This window comes from Haloarchaeobius salinus (assembly GCF_024464185.1).
Lineage (GTDB): Archaea > Halobacteriota > Halobacteria > Halobacteriales > Natrialbaceae > Haloarchaeobius > Haloarchaeobius salinus.
In genome coordinates this window covers 199,362-215,772 of record NZ_JANHAU010000006.1, presented here as the reverse complement: position 1 = coordinate 215,772, position 16,411 = coordinate 199,362, and the positions used below count along the sequence as shown (strand labels likewise).

The window sequence follows — 16,411 nt, the reverse complement described above, 5'->3', positions numbered from 1 at the left end:
GGTCGGTTCGGTCGGCCGGTGCAAGTAGCTCCCGGTTCGGCCCCTGGCGTTCCGACGGTGCCGTCACTCGTGGCCCGAGACGCGGACCGGCTCGTAGGGCTCCTCCAGCCACGCGACGTCGCTGTGGCTGAGGTCCACGTCGAGCGCCTCGACGGCCTGCTCCAGGTGCTCGATGCTGGTCGTGCCGACGATGGGTGCGTCGACGACGTCCTTCGAGAACAGCCACGCGAGGCCGATCTGGGCCATCGTCACGCCGTGCTCGGCGGCGAGTTCCTGCACGCGCTCGTTGATCTCCCGGCCGCCGCCCTCGAAGTAGGGGTGGCCGCGGGCGTGCTCGTCGCGCTCGCCGCGGGCCGTCGCGTCGTACTCCTCGTGCGGCCGTGCGAGGTAGCCCCGTGCCAGCGGCGACCAGGGTATGACGCCGACGTTCTCCTTCGCACAGAGCGGGAGCATCTCCCGTTCCTCCTCGCGGTAGAGCAGGTTGTAGTGGTTCTGCATGGTGACGAACCGCTCCGTGCCGAGGCGGTCTGCCGTGTACAGGGACTCGGCGAACTGGTGGGCCCACATCGACGACCCGCCGATGTAGCGGACCTGCCCGCGCCGTACCGCGTCGTCGAGCGCGCGCAGCGTCGTCTCGATCGGTGTGTCGTCGTCCCATCGGTGGATCTGGTAGAGGTCCACGGTGTCCATCCCCAGCCGGTCGAGGCTGTTCTGTAGCTCCTGCTCGATGGCCTTCCGGGAGAGTCCACCGGAGTTCGGGTCGTCCTCGTCCATCTGGAAGTAGCCCTTCGTGGCGACGACGGCCTCGTCGCGCTGCCCGTCGAGTGCCTCGCCGAGGATGCGCTCGGACTCGCCCTTCGAGTACATGTTCGCGGTGTCGAAGAAGTTGATGCCGAGGTCGAGCGCGCGGTCGACCAGCTCCTTTCCGTCGTCCTCGTCGAGGACCCAGCCGCGCCAGTCGGGGTCGCCGAAGCTCATGCAGCCGAGGCAGATGCGACTGACCTCCAGTCCGGTGTCGCCGAGAGTAGTGTACTCCATGGCGGCCCCACGGGCCGGGGGGCCAAAAACGTGAGCGGAACGCTTATTTTCGGGGTGGGAGCACCACGACACATGTCGGCATATCGGAATACCCTCCTCGCACTGTCCGTTCTCCTGCTCTGTTCGGCCGGCCTCGCCGTCGCTGACACGCCCGCACAGACAACCGACGAGGGCCCGAACGTCACCGTCTCGGGGCCGGACCGGGCCGTCTACAACGCCACGTCGACGTTCGAGGTGGCCGTGCGGAACGCGAGCGGCGAGGTCTCGGTGGAGTGGACGTTCCCCGACGGTTCGACCGCGGAGACGCGACAGGCGAGCTACCGGTTCCAGCAGGAGGGCAACGTGACGGTGACCGTCGCGGTCACCGACGGAACCGGGACGACGACGCGGACGCTCGACTACGAGGTGTTCCGGTACACCTCGGGGAAGGGTGACTCGCAGGCACTGCCGGCACTCGGGATGCTCGGGATCTCAGTCGGCTTCATGGGCCTCGTCGTCGCGCTCTACTTCAAGGTCCTCCCCTGGTTCTACCGGAACATCTAGAGGCCTTCTGGGTCGATGAACTGGACGCCGAGCCGGACCGCGAGGTAGGCCAGGATGCCCAGACAGGCGTAGACCACGGCGAACGCCCACGTCCACTCGCCGGGGCTGCCGATGGCCAGCCGGGCGACCGTGTTCGCGGGATGCTCGGGCAGCAGACCGGCGACCGTGATGGCCCCGAGCACGCCCGTCGAGTAGAGGAACTGCGCCTGCCGACGGTCCGCCGCTGCGAGGGCGATGCCGATACCGACGGAGACGACGAGTACGGCCAGCGCACCGACGAGCCCGACGAGGACGAGGGGGTTCGAGATACCGGTGCCGTTGAACCAGAGCAGCCCGAGCCAGAGCGCCGCCTGCACGGGTGCGAGTGTCGCCGTCGCGAGCAGCTTCGCGTCGACGATGTCGCCCAGCGTGACGGGAGCCACGCGGAGCAGCTCCAGCGTCCCGCGCTGGCTCTCCTCGGTCAGCGAGTCGACCGCGATGGACCCGGAGATGAAGACGGGCAGGAACAGCAGCAGCGGCACCAGCACGGTGTAGGTGAACCCGAAGTACGGACTGGAGCCCTGCTTGGGCGGCACGTCGAGCACCTCGCGGTCGAGGCTGGTCCGGTACTCCTGTCGGAGGTTCTCCTCCATCGCCTGCAGCGTCTCGCGCACCTGGACGATGATGACCGTCGTACGCAGGTTCTCGTCGGGCACCGTGGCCTGGACCGCCACCGTCCCGTTGCCGGTGTGTGTCGCGACCATCACGGCGTCGACGCGCCAGTTCCGGAACCCCTCGCGGGCACCCTCCGCGGACTCGTACTGGACGACCTCGATGCTGTCGTCGTTCCCGACGACCTCGATGACCTCGTCGGAGGCGTTGCCGCCGACGGCCATCTGGAGCGTGTAGCCCTCGACGCTCCCCGGGTCGTAGAGCGAGACGAGCCCGACGACGAGGAACGAGGAGAACGACGCCACGAACAGCTGGATGCACAGCGCGAGCACGATGGTCTTCTCGGAGCGGAGCGACGCGACCTCCCGCTTCGCGATGGCGAGCCGGGCGCGGATGGAGGCGCGACGGCCCCCGCCACCACCGGTCTCATCGCCGTCGTCGCCCACGTGGTGGGTCGGCGGGCCGTCACGCGACAAGGCCGGACACCCCCAGGTTGTACAGCAGGTGGACGACGACGGCGACGCAGAACGCCCCGACGTACGCCCGTCGCGACCGCTGTGCACCGAGCGCCGAGATGGTCGCCGTCACGGTGTGCAGCAGCAGCGGGAGCGCCAGTAACCCGAGCGCGAGCAGCGGGTCGACGCCGCCGACCGCCGCGTCCGGGAACGCGCTCTGTCCCTCGGGGAGCGTCTGGAGCTGGACGAGCTGGACGAGCAGCGTCAGCTTCTCGGCGAGGAAGAACCCGACGCCGCTCGCGATACCGAGGACGACCGCTGTCCTCTTCGAGCGTTCGAACCGGGCGTACTCGAAGCCCGCGTAGACGTGGATACTCTTCGCGAACTCCTCGATGAGCGCGACGGTGAGGAACAGCGCGGGGATCGAGACCGAGCGCGGGAGGATGAACACCAGCGCGATGGCGAGCAACTCCGCGAGGAAGACGAACGGGAGCAACAGCATCGTCACGAGGAGCACCGACGAGACGCTCCGGACCCGCGTCGCGATGGCGTCGAGCGCCTTCCGGTGGACCGCGCGCTGGCTGAACATGTCCTCCTCGCGGTAGGTGCCCGCGCCGATGGTGAACAGCACGAGCGACGTGAGCAGGAACGGCAGCGTCGCGAACGCGAACTCGCCGAGACCGATGGACTGGCCCTGCAGGTCCATCACGACGACGGTCAGCGGCGAGATGAGCGCGATGGGCGTCACGTCGGTGAAGATGGCCGGGACGAACACGTAGGAGGTGAGGAACACCGACACCGCGATGGTGACGAACGTGAGCTCCTTGAACGACCGGGCGAACATCCCGCCGACGAACGTCGACGAGAGGAACAGCAGCGCGATGGGGACGACCGCGCCGACGGATGCCGGGCCACCGCCGATGGCCCAGGCGATACCGACCGTCACGGCGAGCAGTCCGAGGAAGTACGGCAGCGTCTTCCCGGCGATGATGTCCCGACGGGAGACGGGAGCGACGAGCAGCAGCTCGCCACGGCGGTTGATGCGCTCGTTGATGATGGTGCTGCCGTACGCCTGGATGACGAAGTTCATCGGGACGATGAACAGGAACGCGAGCACGAGCGAGCTGAACGGGAACGGCGGGCTGATGCTGCTCGGGTCGCCCGAGCTGGTGCCGCTGCCGAAGCCGCCACTGCCGCCGAGGTTCGGGGCCGCGATGCCGTCGTCGCCGCCGGAGTCGGAGCCTCCATCCGTGCCACCCCCACCGCTTCCGGCATCGTCGTCGTCGTCGCCGCTGCCCGTGCTGGTGCCGGTCCCGCCGTCGCTGGTTTCGTCCGTGCCGGCGTCGGTGCCCGCCTCGCCGCCGGACCCGAACGTCGTTCCACCGCGGGACTCGTAGCTCACGTCGACGACCACGGGGAAGGCGGCGCTCTGGTTGTCGTCCAGCCGCATCTGGCCGTCGTTGTACTCGACCACCGCCGACCGGAACTCGGCGTAGGCGGCCCGGCCCTTCCGCGTCGAGCGGGGGATGGGCGGGCCGCGTTCGGTCACGAGAACGTCGATCTCGCCGTTGTTCAACGCGGCGGCGGAGGCGTGGTCCGGTCTGGCCGCGAACTGCGAGCTCTCCTGGACGACGTCGTAGTACGGGTTTCCGGGTTCGACCCCGACACGGTAGATGCCGTCGTCGAGGCCGGGTCCCTGGGCGATGACGACCGGCGCGGCGAGTCCACCCACGACGAGCAGGAGGATGGCGACGGCCGCGGTCCGCCGGTCGACGGTGCCGGCGCTCTTCTCGACCTCCCAGCGGGCGATTCGGAGGGTCTTGCGCGGCGAGAGCGGCGGCCAGCCGTCGCGGAGTCGGGACGGGAGCGAGCGGAGACGTGAGGTGACTGCGGTGAGGCGCGAGCCCCGCGTCACGTCTCCGCCTCCACGGTCCGCTCGCGCTCGCCCTCGCTCGCCTGCTCCGGGGTCTCGTCGGCGATGTCGAGGAAGATGTCCTCCAGGCTCGGGTCGCGGGTCTGGATGTCGACGACCGAGCCCCCGCGTGCACCGGCCTGCGACCGCAGCGCCTCGACGGCGTCCATGTCGCCGACCACCGACTCGTAGCGCTCGTCGCCGGCCGGCTCCGAGCCGTCGAGTGCCACGTCGGTGTAGACGTGGTACGACGTCGAGCCGTGCTCGCGGCGGATCTCGTCCAGCGTGCCCCGTGCGATGATCTCGCCGTGGTTCATCACGATGACGCGGTCGCAGATGCTCTCGACGTGGTAGAGGTTGTGCGCCGAGAAGACGATGGTCTTGCCCTGTTCGGCGAGCTGTTCGGTGAACTCGATGATGTAGTTCGTCGTCAGCGGGTCCAGGCCCGACGCGGGCTCGTCGTAGATGAGCACGTCGGGGTCGTTGACGAGCGACCGGGCGATGGCGACCTTCCGCTTCATCCCCTTCGACATGTCGCCGATGCGGCGCTCGCGATGTTCGAGGTCGAGCCGGTCGAGTGCCTCCGTGATGCGCTCGCCGGCCACGTCGCCCGGAACGTCGTAGAGGTCCGCGAAGAACTCGAGGTAGGCGGTCGCCGTCATCTCCTCGTACAGCGGCGACTCCTCGGGGAGGAAGCCGAGGTTCCGTCGCATCTCGGGGTCGTCGGCCGCGAGTCCCGCGACCGAGACGGTCCCGCTCGTCGGTTCGACGAGCCCCGCGAGCGTCTTGAGCGTCGTCGTCTTGCCGGCCCCGTTCGGCCCGACCACACCGAAGACCTCGCCACGGCCCACCGAGAACGTGCTGCCGTCGACCGCGACGAACCCGTCGTACTCTTTGCGGAGGTCCTCGACCGTGATCATCCGTTGTCACCTGCCAAGAACCCGTGAGATTTGAAGATACCGGCCCCGTCTATCGTTTCCGTTGACACGATCCGGGGACGGAGCCGTCGACAGCACCCCCGACGGTACGCTTATCGGGGCCGGAACCCCAGTGTCGGGCGTGTCCGAGGGAACGACGGTCCGGCTCGGCTCGACCCCCGACGGCGGCCGCATCGAGGTCGCCCGCGAGGTTCCCGTCGACCACCGCCGCGCGTGGGAACTGCTGACGGATACGTGGCGCTGGCCCGAGTGGGGGCCGACCGTCCGGGACGTGGACGCACCGACGCGGTTCATCTCGGCGGGGAGTCACGGCAGCGTGAACGTCCTCGGCGCAGTGTGGGTCCCCTACGAGATAACGACCTGCGGGGACGGCCGCTGGACGTGGGACGTGGCGCGTGTTCCGGCGACGGGCCACCGCGTCGAGCCGATCGGTGAGAACCGCTGTCGTGTCGTCTTCGAGGTCCCACCGCTCGCGGCGGGCTACGTGCCGGTCTGCCGACGCGCGCTGAAGAAGATCGAGGCGATCCTGCTCGCGGACGAGCGCTGACTCTCCCGCGATAACCGGCTGCCAGTGCTCCTCAGAACAGCGGCGCGACGGCGGCAGCCGCGAGCTCACCGGTCGCGATGCTGTACTCCCAGCCCGTGCCTGCGAGCACGAGGAAGGCGAGCGCCGCACCCAGCATGACGACGTTCTTCAGGAACGCCGTCATCTCGTTCTGCTGCTGTTCGGGGTCGTCCATCGCCCAGAAGTCGTGCATCAGCGGCGTGGTCACGACGAGGAAGACGGCGATGGCCCCCGCGCCGATGGCCGGGTAGAACCCCAGCGCGATGGAGAGCCCGCCGAACAGGAGCATCCCGCCGGTGAACGGGACCATGAGCCCCGGCGCGGGGACGCCCTTCATCCCGGCGTAGCCCGCCATGTCCTCGGCGTTCATGAAGTGGTTCAGGCCCATGAACGCGACGACGCCCCCGACGAGCACCCGCCCGACGAGGAAGACGACGGCCGCGGTACCGGTGATCTCGAGCGTCATTGGCGCTCCTCCGTGCGGTTCTGGGTCGTCCGGGTCGATGCGAGTAGCGAACTGCAATCTGGTTTCATTACGTTACCTGGTTCGATTCCGAACCTATATATACTTCAGCGGACAATTGAACAACCAGATAACACCGATGTCATCGGAAGCACTCGAATCCGCCGAGAAGAACGTCGCCGCGGAGAAGAACGAGGGCGCGTGTCCCGTCGTCCGGTCGCTCGAACAGATCGGTTCCCAGTGGCGGCTCGTCGTCCTCCACGACCTGCGCGGCGAGGAGAAGCGGTTCAACGAGCTGAAGCGCTCCACCGGCGCGAGCTCGCGGACCCTCTCGCGCGTGCTCGACGACCTCGCCGACCTCGGCTTCGTGGAGCGTCGCGTCGAGGCCGACGCGCCCATCGCCTCCTACTACAGCCTCACCGACAAGGGCGAGTCGCTCTGTCCCGTCTTCGACGAGATCGAGGACTGGGCCACCGACTGGCTCTGAGATGGCGGCGGACCTCGAGGAGAAGACCGACCGCTACCACGACCTGCTCGCCGATGCCATCGAGGAGGTGACCGTCTCGGCACCCGAGGACACGCCGATGGGCGTGGCCGCACTCGACTGTCTGGAGATGGCGGCGTCGTACCTCGACGACGGCGAGCACTTCCGCGAGAACGACGACCTCGTGAACGCGCTGGCTGCGTTCTCATACGGTCATGCGTGGCTCGACGCGGGGGCGCGGGTCGGGCTGTTCGACGTCCCCCGCGAGGGCCACCTGTTCACGGTCTGAGGACCCCGTTCCCGTCCCTACTTCTCGAGTTCGCCCGAGAGCACGTCGTGGACGATTCCCTCGAGCAGCGGCAGCGCCCGCTCCGCGTCGGCGACCGGAATCGACTCGTCGACGGTGTGGGCCTCCGAGAGCGAGCCCGGCCCCCAGACGACCGCCGGGACGCCGTCGGCGACGAACTCCCGGGCGTCGGTCGCCGCGGCCATCCCCCACGGCTCGGCCGGTGCGAGGTCGCCGGTTCGAGCGCGGACGAGTTCGGCGAGCGGGTGGTCCGGTTCGATGCCCGCCGAGCCGTAGTGCTGGACCGTCTCCCGGTCGGTGACGACGCCGTCCGCACGTTCGGCGGCGGCCAGCAGGTCGTCGACCTCGCGGTCCACGTCCTCGATGGACTCCTCGGGGAGGATGCGGCGGTCGAGCAGGAACTCGGCACGGGCGGGGACGACGGCCATGTTCGAGCCGGTGCCGGCCTCGAAGGCGGTGACGTTCGCGTACGCCTTCCCGACGAGTGGGTCGCTGCGTTCGCGGAGTCGCGCGTCGTACTCGTCGATGCGGTCCATCAGGGCACGGGCCTGCGCGATGGCGTTCGTCCCCTCGTCGGGGTTGCTCGCGTGGGTCGACTCGCCGTGGACGCCGACCCGGTAGGTGACGACGCCCTTCGCGCTCGTCGCGACGCGGAACTCGGTCGGTTCGAGGACGACGGCGTAGTCGCCGCCGTACCCCTCGTCGACGAGGGTCCGGGTCCCGGGCAGCCCGGTCTCCTCGCCGGCGGCGGCGTGGACGACGAGCGTCCCGGGGAGGTCCTCGCCCCCGGCCAGCTCGGCAGCGCGGTTCCGGGCGACGACCATCGCCAGCGCGAGGCCGGTCTTCATGTCCGCGCTGCCGCGACCCCACAGCCGACCCTCGTCGACCTCGCCGCCGAACGGGTCGTGTTCCCAGTCGCCGGGGTCGTCAGCCGGCACCACGTCGGTGTGGCCGTTCAGCACGAGCGTCGGGCCGCCGGAGCCGACGGTCGCGACCGCGTTCGGACGGTCGGTGCCGGGCGTCGGGACCAGCTCGGCCTCGACGCCGTGTTCGGTGAACCAGTCGACGACGTACTCGGCGCAGGGCCGTTCGTTCCCCGGCGGGTTCTCCGAGGCGATGCGGACGAGACGGGCTGCGAGCGCGACCACGTCGGTCGGGAACTCGTCGGTGTCGGGCTGCTCGCCCATGGCTCAGTCGAACGCGGCGTCGAGGGCCTGTTCCAGGTCGGCGAGGAGGTCCTCGTGGTGCTCGATGCCGACGCTCAACCGGACGAGGCCCTCGTCGATGCCGGCCTCGGCGAGCTCCTCGGGCGAGAGGTCCTGATGGGTCATCAGCGCGGGTACCTCGACGAGGCTCTCGACGCCGCCGAGGCTCTCGGCGAGCGCGAACACCTCCAGCCCAGCCGCGAACTCGGCGACGGTGTCGCGGTCGCCGTCGAGCTCGAACGCCACCATCCCGCCGAAGTCGGCCATCTGCCGGGCGGCGACCTCGTGGTTCGGGTGCGACTCGAGCCCGGGGTAGTACACCGGGTCGACGCCGGGGTGGTCGTCGAGGAACTCCGCGACGGCCCGGGCGTTCCGGCAGTGGCGGTCCATCCGGGTCGAGAGCGTCTTCATCCCCCGCAGCACGAGGAAGGAGTCGAACGGCCCCAGGATGGCACCCCGGGTGTACTGGGTGTACTCGATCTCCTCGGCGACGCTCTGGTCGTTCGTGGCGACCGCGCCGGCGAGCACGTCGGAGTGCCCGCCCTGGTACTTCGTCAGCGACTCGACGACGATGTCCGCCCCGAGTTCGAGCGGACGCTGGAGGTACGGCGACGCGAACGTGTTGTCGTTCGCGAGCAGCGCGTCGTGCTCGTGGGCCGCCTCGGCGGCCGCCTCGATGTCGCCGACCCGGAGCACCGGGTTCGTCGGTGTCTCGAAGTAGACCAGCTCGGTGTCCGGCCCGATGGCCTCGGCGATGGCGTCGGCGTCGTTCACCGGGACGTGCGTCGTCTCGATGCCGTACTCCGAGTAGACGTCCGCGAGCAGGTCGTGCGTCTCGGCGTAGAGGTTCTTGGCGGCGACGACGTGGTCGCCCGGCGAGAGCGTCGAGGCGAACACCGCGTCGATGGCGGCCATCCCGCTGGCGAACGCGAAGGCGTGCTCACCACCCTCCAGCATCGCGAACGACTCCTCGAGCGCGCCACGGGTCGGCGCGGACATCCGCGAGTAGCGGTGCTCGCTCTGCTGTTCGGTCGGCGACGCGTACTCGTACGTCGCGTTCGCGTAGATCGGGGGCATCATCGCCCCGTACTGGTCGTTCCTGACGTGTGAGTGCACTTCCCGTGTCTCGAAGTGACGGTCGTCCATACGCCACCCACAACGGTTTCCGATTTATACGTGTCCCCCGCTGCAGGGTCTGCCGATGCCTGGTCATCGGAGCGTGGTTCACATCGGCCGTTGGCGATGGAATTACATGGGGTGCCCGTGACGGGTCGTACTGATGGAGGCCGTTCTCTGGTACGTGATGACCGGGACCCGTGGTGGTGAGAACCGGGTCCGTATCCTCCGTGCCATCGACGAGCGGCCGCGCAACGCGAACAGGCTCGCCGAGGAGCTGGACCTGGACTACAAGACGGTCCGGCACCACCTCGACGTGCTGCTGGAGAACGACATCGTGGAGAACAGCGGCGACGAGTACGGCGCGGTGTACCTCCCGACGGAACAGGCGCGTGACCACTGGGACACGGTCGAGCAGATCATCGAACAGGTGGAGTGAGCACTACTATGGCCGAAATTGGGAAAGAGTATTTCATCGGACTGTCCGAAGGTGGGTACAGATGAGTATCTGGGTGGACCTGGCGAAGGTTTCGACCGGCGTCAACGTGCTGTTGCTGCTGGTGCTCGGGTACATCTGGGGTCGCAACTGGCTGAAGTTCCGCTCGAAGCACACGCTCGGCCTGCTCATATTCTCCGTGTTCCTGCTGGCGGAGAACGCCCTCGTGCTGTACTACTACCTCGTGGACCCGACGCTGTCGGGCTGGTGGCACGACCAGGTATCGGTGGTCTGGCGGGCGCAGATGATCATCCACGGGCTCCAGTCGTTCGGCCTCGCCTTCCTCGTCTGGGTCAGCTGGGACTGATCCCCCGGGATACCCGGCGAGCCGAGACGACCGGATAGTTACCAGAAGCCTTTTTATTGGCGTGTCGTGTCGACCCGGGCAGTTCTGACCGGGTCGGCTGGGGAGAGAACCACGATACAGCGGCGACATATGGAACGGAATTGGGTGAGAGCCGGGCCGCAGTTCGGAAAATCCCTTTTTAATACGTTGCCGTCGGTCGTGGTATGCGGGACAGATTGACAGTACTGATAGTCGTCGTCGCACTCTGCACCAGCGCGGTCGCGGGTGTGGCGGCGGCAGGCACCGACACGACGGCCGAGTCGAACCACGCCTCGGTGACGTTCGAAGCACAGACCTCCGGCGGCCACACGGTGACCGTCGACGAGGTGACGCTGGCGGACGGTGGCTTCGTGACCATCCACGACGCGAGCGTCACGGAGGGCAACGTGTTCGGGAGCGTCCTCGGTACGTCCCAGTACCTCGAGGCGGGGACTCACGAGGACGTGACCATCACGCTGGACGACCCGGTGAGCGAGGACGCGACGCTCGTCGCGATGCCCCACCGTGACACCGACGGCGACCGCACGTACTCCTTCGTCGCCTCGAACGGCGAGACCGACGGCCCGTACACGGCTGACGGCAGCGCCGTGGTCGACACGGCCGAGATCACCGTCTCCGCGACGGTCTCGATGGACAACGGCGTGGTCGCGAACGACACCGTCGTCGTCGACCGCGTCGAGCTGAGCGAGGGCGGCTTCGTGACGGTCCACGACGCGACCGTGACCGACGGCGCTGTCTTCGAGAGCATCCGCGGCACCTCCCAGTACCTCGAGGCTGGCGTCCACGAGAACGTCCGCGTGACGCTCGAGGAACCGCTGACCGAGGACACGACGCTGGTCCCGATGGCCCACGTGGACAGCGACGGTGACGAGACGTACACCTTCGAGGATAGCGAGGGCGGTGCAGACGGCCCGTTCACGGCGAACGGGAGCGCAGTCGTCGACACGGCCGCGGTCACCATCGGCACCGAGGCGATCGTGCGCTTCGCGAACCAGTCCACCGGCGGCGAGCGCGTCGTCGTGGACGAGGTGTTCCTACCCGAGGGCGGTTTCGTGACGGTCCACGACGCGACCGTGACGGAGGGTGCCGTCTTCGAGAGCATCCGCGGCACCTCCGCGTACCTGGCACCTGGCACGCACGAGGACGTCGAGGTCATCCTCGAGGACCCGGTCACCGAGGACACGACGCTGGTCCCGATGGCGCACATGGACTCCGACGGTGACATGGAGTACACGTTCGAGGAGAGCGAGGGCGGTGCCGACGGCCCGTACACCGCAGACGGGAGTGCGGTCGTGGACACCGGGACGGTGACGCTCGGCGCGAGCGTCGCCATGGCCGACCAGACCTCCGACGGCCGCACGGTCGTCGTCGAGGACGTCGACCTCGCGGAGGGCGGCTTCGTGACCATTCACGACAGCTCGCTGTTCGCGGGTGCGGTGTTCGAGAGCGTCCTCGGCACCTCGGAGTACCTCGAAGCCGGTCACCACGAGGCGGTGACGGTCACGCTCGACCAGCCGATCCGCTCGACGGGGACGCTGGTCCCGATGGCCCACGTGGACTCCGACGGTGATGGGACGTACTCCTTCGCCGAGAGCGAGGGCGAGGCGGACGGCCCGTACACGGACGACGGCGGCGCGGTGGTCGACACCGCCCGCGTGCAGGTCGGCGCGTACGTCAACATGAGCGACCAGGAGACCGACGGCACGACGGTCGTCGTCGACTCGGTCACCCTGCAGGACGGCGGCTTCGTGACGGTCCACGACGCCACGGTGACGGAGGGTGCCGTCTTCGAGAGCATCCGCGGCACCTCCACCTACCTTGCTCCGGGCACGCACGAGGACGTCGAGATCGCGCTCGACGCCCCGCTCGAGGAGGACACGACGCTGGTCCCGATGGCACACGTGGACTCCGACGGTGACGAGACGTACACCTTCGCCGAGGGCGAGGGTGCTGCCGACGGCCCGTACAACTACTTCGGTGGCGCGGTGGTCGACACGGCCAGTGCGACCGTGACCGCCGGGATGGACGACGCCACCGAGACCGACCAGCCCACCGAGACGACCGCGATGGCCGACGGCACGACGATGATGGCGGAGACGACCGCGATGGACGGCACCGACGCTGACGGCGACGCCGACGACGGCGGCTCGCCCGGCTTCGGTATCGCCGTGGCGCTCGTCGCGCTCGTCGCGGCGGCCGGCCTCGCGCGCCGGCGCACCGGACGCTGAGGAAGCGAACTCTTTTATATTTCCACGTCACCGAGTGGCACGGGAGTATTTAAGGGTTTCACTGCTGAGCGCGGAAATCATGTACTCATCGGCGGTTTACTTATAAAGTAAGGACAAGGTTTATATACTTGCCGCCCTAACTATGGGTGAAGAGTACTCCGGCGAGGGCGTCCTTTCTATCTGGCCCGACCGGAGGCGAGCTTCAGGAGATCATCATGAGCGATACAGTAACCACCCGTTTCACGGACGAAACACAGACGACGGAGACCGAGACAGACGAGCGAACGAAGGCGGAGACGAGCGAAGCCGAGACGACCTGCCCCGAGTGCGGCGGTGACGTCCGCTTCGACGCCGAGCACGGCGAGACCGTCTGCACGGAGTGCGGGCTCGTCGTCGACGACCAGAACATCGACCGCGGGCCCGAGTGGCGTGCGTTCGACGCGAGCGAACGCGACTCGAAGTCCCGCGTCGGCGCACCGACGACGAAGATGATGCACGACGACGGCCTGTCGACGAACATCGGCTGGCAGAACAAGGACGCCTACGGGCGCTCGCTGTCCAGCCGCCAGCGCAAGAAGATGCAGCGGCTGCGCACCTGGAACGAGCGCTTCCGCACCCGCGACAGCAAGGAGCGCAACCTGAAACAGGCGCTCGGCGAGATCGACCGCATGGCCAGCTCGCTCGGCCTCCCGAAGAACGTCCGCGAGACCGCGTCGGTCATCTACCGCCGCGCACTCGCGGAGGACCTGCTCCCGGGCCGCTCCATCGAGGGCGTCGCCACCGCCGCGCTGTACGCCGCCGCCCGACAGGCCGGCACGCCGCGCAGCCTCGACGAGATGGCGGTCGTCAGCCGCGTCGACAAGATGGAGCTGACCCGCACGTACCGGTACGTCGTCCGCGAGCTGAAGCTGGAGATCCAGCCCGCAGACCCCGAGAAGTTCGTGCCGCGGTTCGCGAGCGACCTCGGTCTCAGCGACGAGGCCGAGCGCCGGGCGCGCCAGCTGCTCGACAACGCCCGCGACGAGGGCATCCTCTCGGGCAAGTCACCCGTCGGCCTCGCGGCGGCGGCCATCTACGCGGCCGCACTGCTGACCAACGAGAAGGTCACGCAGAGCGAGGTCAGCGACGTGGCCAACATCTCCGAGGTCACCATCCGGAACCGGTACAAGGAGCTGCTCGAGGCCTCCGACACCGGGTTCGCGGCCGCGTAAGGCGGTCCGGACGCCCCGGCTCGAACGCCCGGGGTCGCCCGTGACCGGTGGGTGTAGCCTCAACCTTTTTCTCCCCGCGTGGTGTTATCCCGTGCCATGGTGGAAACCTACGTCCGGCTTCTCTGTCCCGAATGCAACAAGGAGTGGGAGCTGGGACCGGACGAGCTCCCCGGCCCGAAGCGCAACTACAGCTGTTCGAACTGCCACGCGACGCGTCGCCTGGCGGAGTTCATGCGGACGGAACGCGACCTCGAGACCCTGAAACAGCTCCAGTGACTAGAGGTCGGGGACCGCCGAGAGCGCTCCGCAGGCGTCGCACTTCAGCACGGTCGTCCCCTGTTCGGTGACCAGCCGCGTGTCCGGCGACGAACACTCGGTACACCGGACGAACGAGTCGACGTACTCGGCGAGCGCGTCGGCGATCCGTTCCCGCCGGAACTCGCCCTTCAGCCGCGCGCGGCCACGTTCGTCGATGTGACCGCTGGTGCCGAGTTCGTCCTGGAAGAACTTCATGACGTGTGACGGCTCCCGATTGAGCACGTCCGTCGTCTCCCTGAAGTTCTCATAGACGGTCATCTTCCCCTCCTGGCGGACCTCGGCGTCGGGGACGCTGAAGCGCTCGCCCGCGGAGCTGATCTCGGGCGTCTCCTCCATCGCGCGTTCCAGTTGGTCCTCGTAGTCCATACCGACAAGCACGTGCCGATGGAACTAAAATTGCTTCGTACTCGCTCCCGACACCTGCCGTTCGAGCCAGTCGAGCTGGCCCACCAGCTCCCGTGTCCGCTGGCGCTTGATGACCGTCGCATCGAGCACCTGCCCGACGATGGCCACGTCGAGTGCGAACTCGGTCTCGGCGGTCACCTCGCACGATTCCGTATCGCCGGTGACGGTGTACCGGGTGGTCATCGACTCGAAGATACCGTCCGTCTGCTCGAGCTCCAGGGTCTCGCGCTCGTCCGTCGTGACGACGAGGTCGAGCGTGAGTTCGAGCAGCCCGACGTGGTTCGTGATGTGGACGGTGTCGCCGTCGACGACCACCCCATCGAAGCCGGCCGCCTCGGTGAACGCTTCGAGGTCGGCCATCGCGTCCCGAACGGAGTCCGCCGATCCCTCGACCGACCGCGACAGCGAGACGGTGTTCATCGGTGGTGCTTCGTCGCCCCGTCGGAAAAGTCCCGGTGCGAACACCTTCGTCCCGCGCCGCCGCGTTCAGTACGCCGCCTCGAGGACCGCCTCTATCTCCGCCTGTGTCGGGTCGAGGCCCGGCGGCTTGTTCCGCATGAACGAGTCGGCGAGGACGGCCTCGGCGACGGACGGGAACCCGTCGGGCTCCGGACCGTCCACCTCGCAGAGCCGTGTCGGCAGCCCGAGCGAGTCCCGGACCGCGGTGACGCTCTCGACGACGGCGTCGGCCGGGTCGGCTGCGTCGCCGACACCGAGCGCGTCGGCGAGCAGGTCCCGGCGACCGTCGACGTGCTCGAACAGGTACCGGAGGACGTGCGGGACGACGACGGCGTGGGCGACGCCCTGCTGGACCTCGTAGCCGCGCGTGAGCCCGTGACCGAAGGCGTGGACGACCGAGAGCGTCGTCTCGGACGGGCGCGAGATGCCGTACTGGACCAGCGTGGTCCCCTCGACGACCGGTTCGAGCACGTCCGGCGTCGCACCCTCCTGGCCCAGCCGCGGGAGGTGCTCGGCGAGCAGTCGGAGTCCGCGACTGGCCGTGCCGTCTGTCACGGGCGTCCGGGTACTCGCGTACAGCGTCTCGAGGCCCTTGTCGAAGCCGTTCATCGCCGACCCGACGAGCACCGACTCGGGCGTCGTCGCGACGAGTTCCGCGTCACCGACGACGGTGGTCGGCATCAGCCGCTCGTCCCAGACGCCGCCGGCGACGAACGCCGTGACGAGGCTCGACGACGGGTGGGCGGTGATCCCGGCCACCTGCGAGATGTCCGCCCCGGCGAGCGTCGTCGGGACCGCGAAGATGGGCGTGAGCTCGCCGTCCGGGATGGAGACGGTGCCCGTCTCGGCGAGTTCGGCCCCGACCCGGTCGGGGGCACGGTCGTCCGCGCGCAGGACGCTCATCACCTTCGCCACGTCGATGCTGCTCCCGCCGCCGACGGCGACGAGCGCGTCCGCGTCGTGGCGTCTCATCGCGGCGACGCCGTCGTAGGCGGTCGAGAGCCGCTTGTCGGGCGTCGTCCGGGGAAACTCCCCGGCGAGTCGGTCGCCCAGCCCCGCGCGGACGGGTTCCATCACCGCGTCGGTCGCACCGACCGTCGAGCCGCAGACGACCAGCGCGCGCTCACAGCCCGCCGCCGCGAGCTCAGCGCCGAGGCTGGCGACCGAACCGCCGCCGAATCGGAGCGTCGGGGCGTCGTACGCGAAGCGGACGCCGCCGGAGGTCTCGTGGTGCATGATACCCCGACGTACGCTCCCCCGCCCTATGTCGT

At 68.7% G+C, this 16,411-nt stretch carries 19 protein-coding genes; 9 read left to right on the top strand and 10 right to left on the bottom strand.

Annotated elements, in window-relative coordinates; translation table 11 throughout:
• Positions 1–63: 63 nt before the first annotated feature.
• Entirely contained in the window at positions 64–1,038 is a 975-nt protein-coding gene (locus NO345_RS17660; protein WP_256301462.1) for an aldo/keto reductase, read from the bottom strand.
• A gap of 72 nt (positions 1,039–1,110) precedes the next feature.
• Between NO345_RS17660 and NO345_RS17655 the strand changes: the two genes are divergently transcribed.
• Positions 1,111–1,581 carry a PKD domain-containing protein gene (locus NO345_RS17655; RefSeq protein ID WP_256301460.1) on the top strand — a complete coding sequence of 157 codons (471 nt, stop codon included), beginning with the start codon at positions 1,111–1,113 and terminating at the stop codon, positions 1,579–1,581.
• Here NO345_RS17655 and NO345_RS17650 read toward each other — a convergent pair.
• From NO345_RS17650 to NO345_RS17640, 3 genes are read right to left on the bottom strand one after another with little or no spacing between them, the layout of a single operon-like run.
• Positions 1,578–2,708: an ABC transporter permease gene (locus NO345_RS17650; RefSeq protein ID WP_256301458.1), complete on the bottom strand. Its 1,131-nt coding sequence runs from the start codon at positions 2,706–2,708 to the stop codon at positions 1,578–1,580. The genes NO345_RS17655 and NO345_RS17650 overlap by 4 nt on opposite strands.
• Complete coding sequence (locus tag NO345_RS17645; protein WP_256301456.1) at positions 2,698–4,602, bottom strand: ABC transporter permease family protein; 1,905 nt, start codon at positions 4,600–4,602, stop codon at positions 2,698–2,700. The genes NO345_RS17650 and NO345_RS17645 overlap by 11 nt, the downstream gene beginning before the upstream one ends.
• Positions 4,599–5,519: an ABC transporter ATP-binding protein gene (locus NO345_RS17640; RefSeq protein ID WP_256301454.1), complete on the bottom strand. Its 921-nt coding sequence runs from the start codon at positions 5,517–5,519 to the stop codon at positions 4,599–4,601. Before NO345_RS17640 ends, NO345_RS17645 begins: the two co-directional genes overlap by 4 nt.
• A gap of 139 nt (positions 5,520–5,658) precedes the next feature.
• On the opposite strand from NO345_RS17640, the gene NO345_RS17635 reads away from it, so the two are divergent.
• Complete coding sequence (locus tag NO345_RS17635; protein ID WP_256301452.1) at positions 5,659–6,084, top strand: SRPBCC family protein; 426 nt, start codon at positions 5,659–5,661, stop codon at positions 6,082–6,084.
• A gap of 31 nt (positions 6,085–6,115) precedes the next feature.
• Here the strand turns inward: NO345_RS17635 and NO345_RS17630 are convergent, their stop codons facing one another.
• Positions 6,116–6,568 carry a DoxX family protein gene (locus NO345_RS17630; RefSeq protein ID WP_256301450.1) on the bottom strand — a complete coding sequence of 151 codons (453 nt, stop codon included), beginning with the start codon at positions 6,566–6,568 and terminating at the stop codon, positions 6,116–6,118.
• Between the two features lie 136 nt (positions 6,569–6,704).
• On the opposite strand from NO345_RS17630, the gene NO345_RS17625 reads away from it, so the two are divergent.
• Complete coding sequence (locus NO345_RS17625; RefSeq protein ID WP_256301449.1) at positions 6,705–7,052, top strand: winged helix-turn-helix transcriptional regulator; 348 nt, start codon at positions 6,705–6,707, stop codon at positions 7,050–7,052.
• A gap of 1 nt (position 7,053) precedes the next feature.
• On the top strand, positions 7,054–7,338 hold the full coding sequence (locus tag NO345_RS17620) for a DUF357 domain-containing protein (RefSeq protein ID WP_256301447.1): 285 nt from the start codon (positions 7,054–7,056) through the stop codon (positions 7,336–7,338).
• 17 nt (positions 7,339–7,355) lie between these two features.
• Here the strand turns inward: NO345_RS17620 and NO345_RS17615 are convergent, their stop codons facing one another.
• Both NO345_RS17615 and NO345_RS17610 read right to left on the bottom strand, forming a co-directional pair.
• Positions 7,356–8,543, bottom strand: a complete 1,188-nt coding sequence (locus NO345_RS17615; protein WP_256301445.1) for a M20 family metallopeptidase — start codon at positions 8,541–8,543, stop codon at positions 7,356–7,358.
• Positions 8,544–8,546: 3 nt separating this feature from the next.
• Positions 8,547–9,707 (bottom strand): trans-sulfuration enzyme family protein, encoded by a 1,161-nt coding sequence (locus NO345_RS17610; protein ID WP_256301443.1) that lies wholly within the window; start codon positions 9,705–9,707, stop codon positions 8,547–8,549.
• Between the two features lie 133 nt (positions 9,708–9,840).
• On the opposite strand from NO345_RS17610, the gene NO345_RS17605 reads away from it, so the two are divergent.
• The 5 genes from NO345_RS17605 to NO345_RS17585 all read left to right on the top strand — a co-directional run bounded on the left by NO345_RS17605 (position 9,841) and on the right by NO345_RS17585 (position 14,234).
• The gene (locus NO345_RS17605; RefSeq protein WP_256301441.1) at positions 9,841–10,116 is read left to right on the top strand and encodes an ArsR/SmtB family transcription factor; all 276 of its coding nucleotides are present in this window, start codon (positions 9,841–9,843) and stop codon (positions 10,114–10,116) included.
• Positions 10,117–10,177: 61 nt separating this feature from the next.
• A complete protein-coding gene (locus NO345_RS17600) occupies positions 10,178–10,480 on the top strand; it encodes a DUF8036 family membrane protein (protein WP_256301439.1) in 303 nt (100 codons plus the stop codon).
• 203 nt (positions 10,481–10,683) lie between these two features.
• Positions 10,684–12,747 carry a DUF7282 domain-containing protein gene (locus tag NO345_RS17595; RefSeq protein WP_256301436.1) on the top strand — a complete coding sequence of 688 codons (2,064 nt, stop codon included), beginning with the start codon at positions 10,684–10,686 and terminating at the stop codon, positions 12,745–12,747.
• 215 nt (positions 12,748–12,962) lie between these two features.
• Complete coding sequence (locus tag NO345_RS17590) at positions 12,963–13,958, top strand: transcription initiation factor IIB (RefSeq protein WP_256301434.1); 996 nt, start codon at positions 12,963–12,965, stop codon at positions 13,956–13,958.
• A 96-nt stretch (positions 13,959–14,054) separates the two neighbouring features.
• Positions 14,055–14,234, top strand: a complete 180-nt coding sequence (locus tag NO345_RS17585) for a DUF7836 family putative zinc-binding protein (protein ID WP_256301432.1) — start codon at positions 14,055–14,057, stop codon at positions 14,232–14,234.
• Here NO345_RS17585 and NO345_RS17580 read toward each other — a convergent pair whose 3' ends face one another.
• The 3 genes from NO345_RS17580 to NO345_RS17570 form a co-directional block, all read right to left on the bottom strand.
• Positions 14,235–14,642: a translation initiation factor IF-2 subunit beta gene (locus NO345_RS17580; RefSeq protein ID WP_256301430.1), complete on the bottom strand. Its 408-nt coding sequence runs from the start codon at positions 14,640–14,642 to the stop codon at positions 14,235–14,237. It lies immediately after the preceding gene.
• Positions 14,643–14,666: 24 nt separating this feature from the next.
• Positions 14,667–15,101 (bottom strand): SRPBCC family protein, encoded by a 435-nt coding sequence (locus tag NO345_RS17575; protein WP_256301428.1) that lies wholly within the window; start codon positions 15,099–15,101, stop codon positions 14,667–14,669.
• A 66-nt stretch (positions 15,102–15,167) separates the two neighbouring features.
• Positions 15,168–16,376: an iron-containing alcohol dehydrogenase family protein gene (locus NO345_RS17570; protein ID WP_256301426.1), complete on the bottom strand. Its 1,209-nt coding sequence runs from the start codon at positions 16,374–16,376 to the stop codon at positions 15,168–15,170.
• Positions 16,377–16,411: the final 35 nt, after the last annotated feature.

Excerpts from the sequence above, each read along its gene's own strand:
- NO345_RS17660 (WP_256301462.1), bottom strand. The coding sequence starts at position 1,038 with ATGGAGTACACTACTCTCGGCGACACCGGACTGGAGGTCAGTCGCATC.
- NO345_RS17655 (WP_256301460.1), top strand. The coding sequence starts at position 1,111 with ATGTCGGCATATCGGAATACCCTCCTCGCACTGTCCGTTCTCCTGCTC.
- NO345_RS17640 (WP_256301454.1), bottom strand. The coding sequence starts at position 5,519 with ATGATCACGGTCGAGGACCTCCGCAAAGAGTACGACGGGTTCGTCGCG.
- NO345_RS17630 (WP_256301450.1), bottom strand. The coding sequence starts at position 6,568 with ATGACGCTCGAGATCACCGGTACCGCGGCCGTCGTCTTCCTCGTCGGG.
- NO345_RS17625 (WP_256301449.1), top strand. The coding sequence starts at position 6,705 with ATGTCATCGGAAGCACTCGAATCCGCCGAGAAGAACGTCGCCGCGGAG.
- NO345_RS17620 (WP_256301447.1), top strand. The coding sequence starts at position 7,054 with ATGGCGGCGGACCTCGAGGAGAAGACCGACCGCTACCACGACCTGCTC.
- NO345_RS17615 (WP_256301445.1), bottom strand. The coding sequence starts at position 8,543 with ATGGGCGAGCAGCCCGACACCGACGAGTTCCCGACCGACGTGGTCGCG.
- NO345_RS17610 (WP_256301443.1), bottom strand. The coding sequence starts at position 9,707 with ATGGACGACCGTCACTTCGAGACACGGGAAGTGCACTCACACGTCAGG.
- NO345_RS17605 (WP_256301441.1), top strand. The coding sequence starts at position 9,841 with ATGGAGGCCGTTCTCTGGTACGTGATGACCGGGACCCGTGGTGGTGAG.
- NO345_RS17600 (WP_256301439.1), top strand. The coding sequence starts at position 10,178 with ATGAGTATCTGGGTGGACCTGGCGAAGGTTTCGACCGGCGTCAACGTG.
- NO345_RS17595 (WP_256301436.1), top strand. The coding sequence starts at position 10,684 with ATGCGGGACAGATTGACAGTACTGATAGTCGTCGTCGCACTCTGCACC.
- NO345_RS17590 (WP_256301434.1), top strand. The coding sequence starts at position 12,963 with ATGAGCGATACAGTAACCACCCGTTTCACGGACGAAACACAGACGACG.
- NO345_RS17585 (WP_256301432.1), top strand. The coding sequence starts at position 14,055 with ATGGTGGAAACCTACGTCCGGCTTCTCTGTCCCGAATGCAACAAGGAG.
- NO345_RS17580 (WP_256301430.1), bottom strand. The coding sequence starts at position 14,642 with ATGGACTACGAGGACCAACTGGAACGCGCGATGGAGGAGACGCCCGAG.
- NO345_RS17575 (WP_256301428.1), bottom strand. The coding sequence starts at position 15,101 with ATGAACACCGTCTCGCTGTCGCGGTCGGTCGAGGGATCGGCGGACTCC.
- NO345_RS17570 (WP_256301426.1), bottom strand. The coding sequence starts at position 16,376 with ATGCACCACGAGACCTCCGGCGGCGTCCGCTTCGCGTACGACGCCCCG.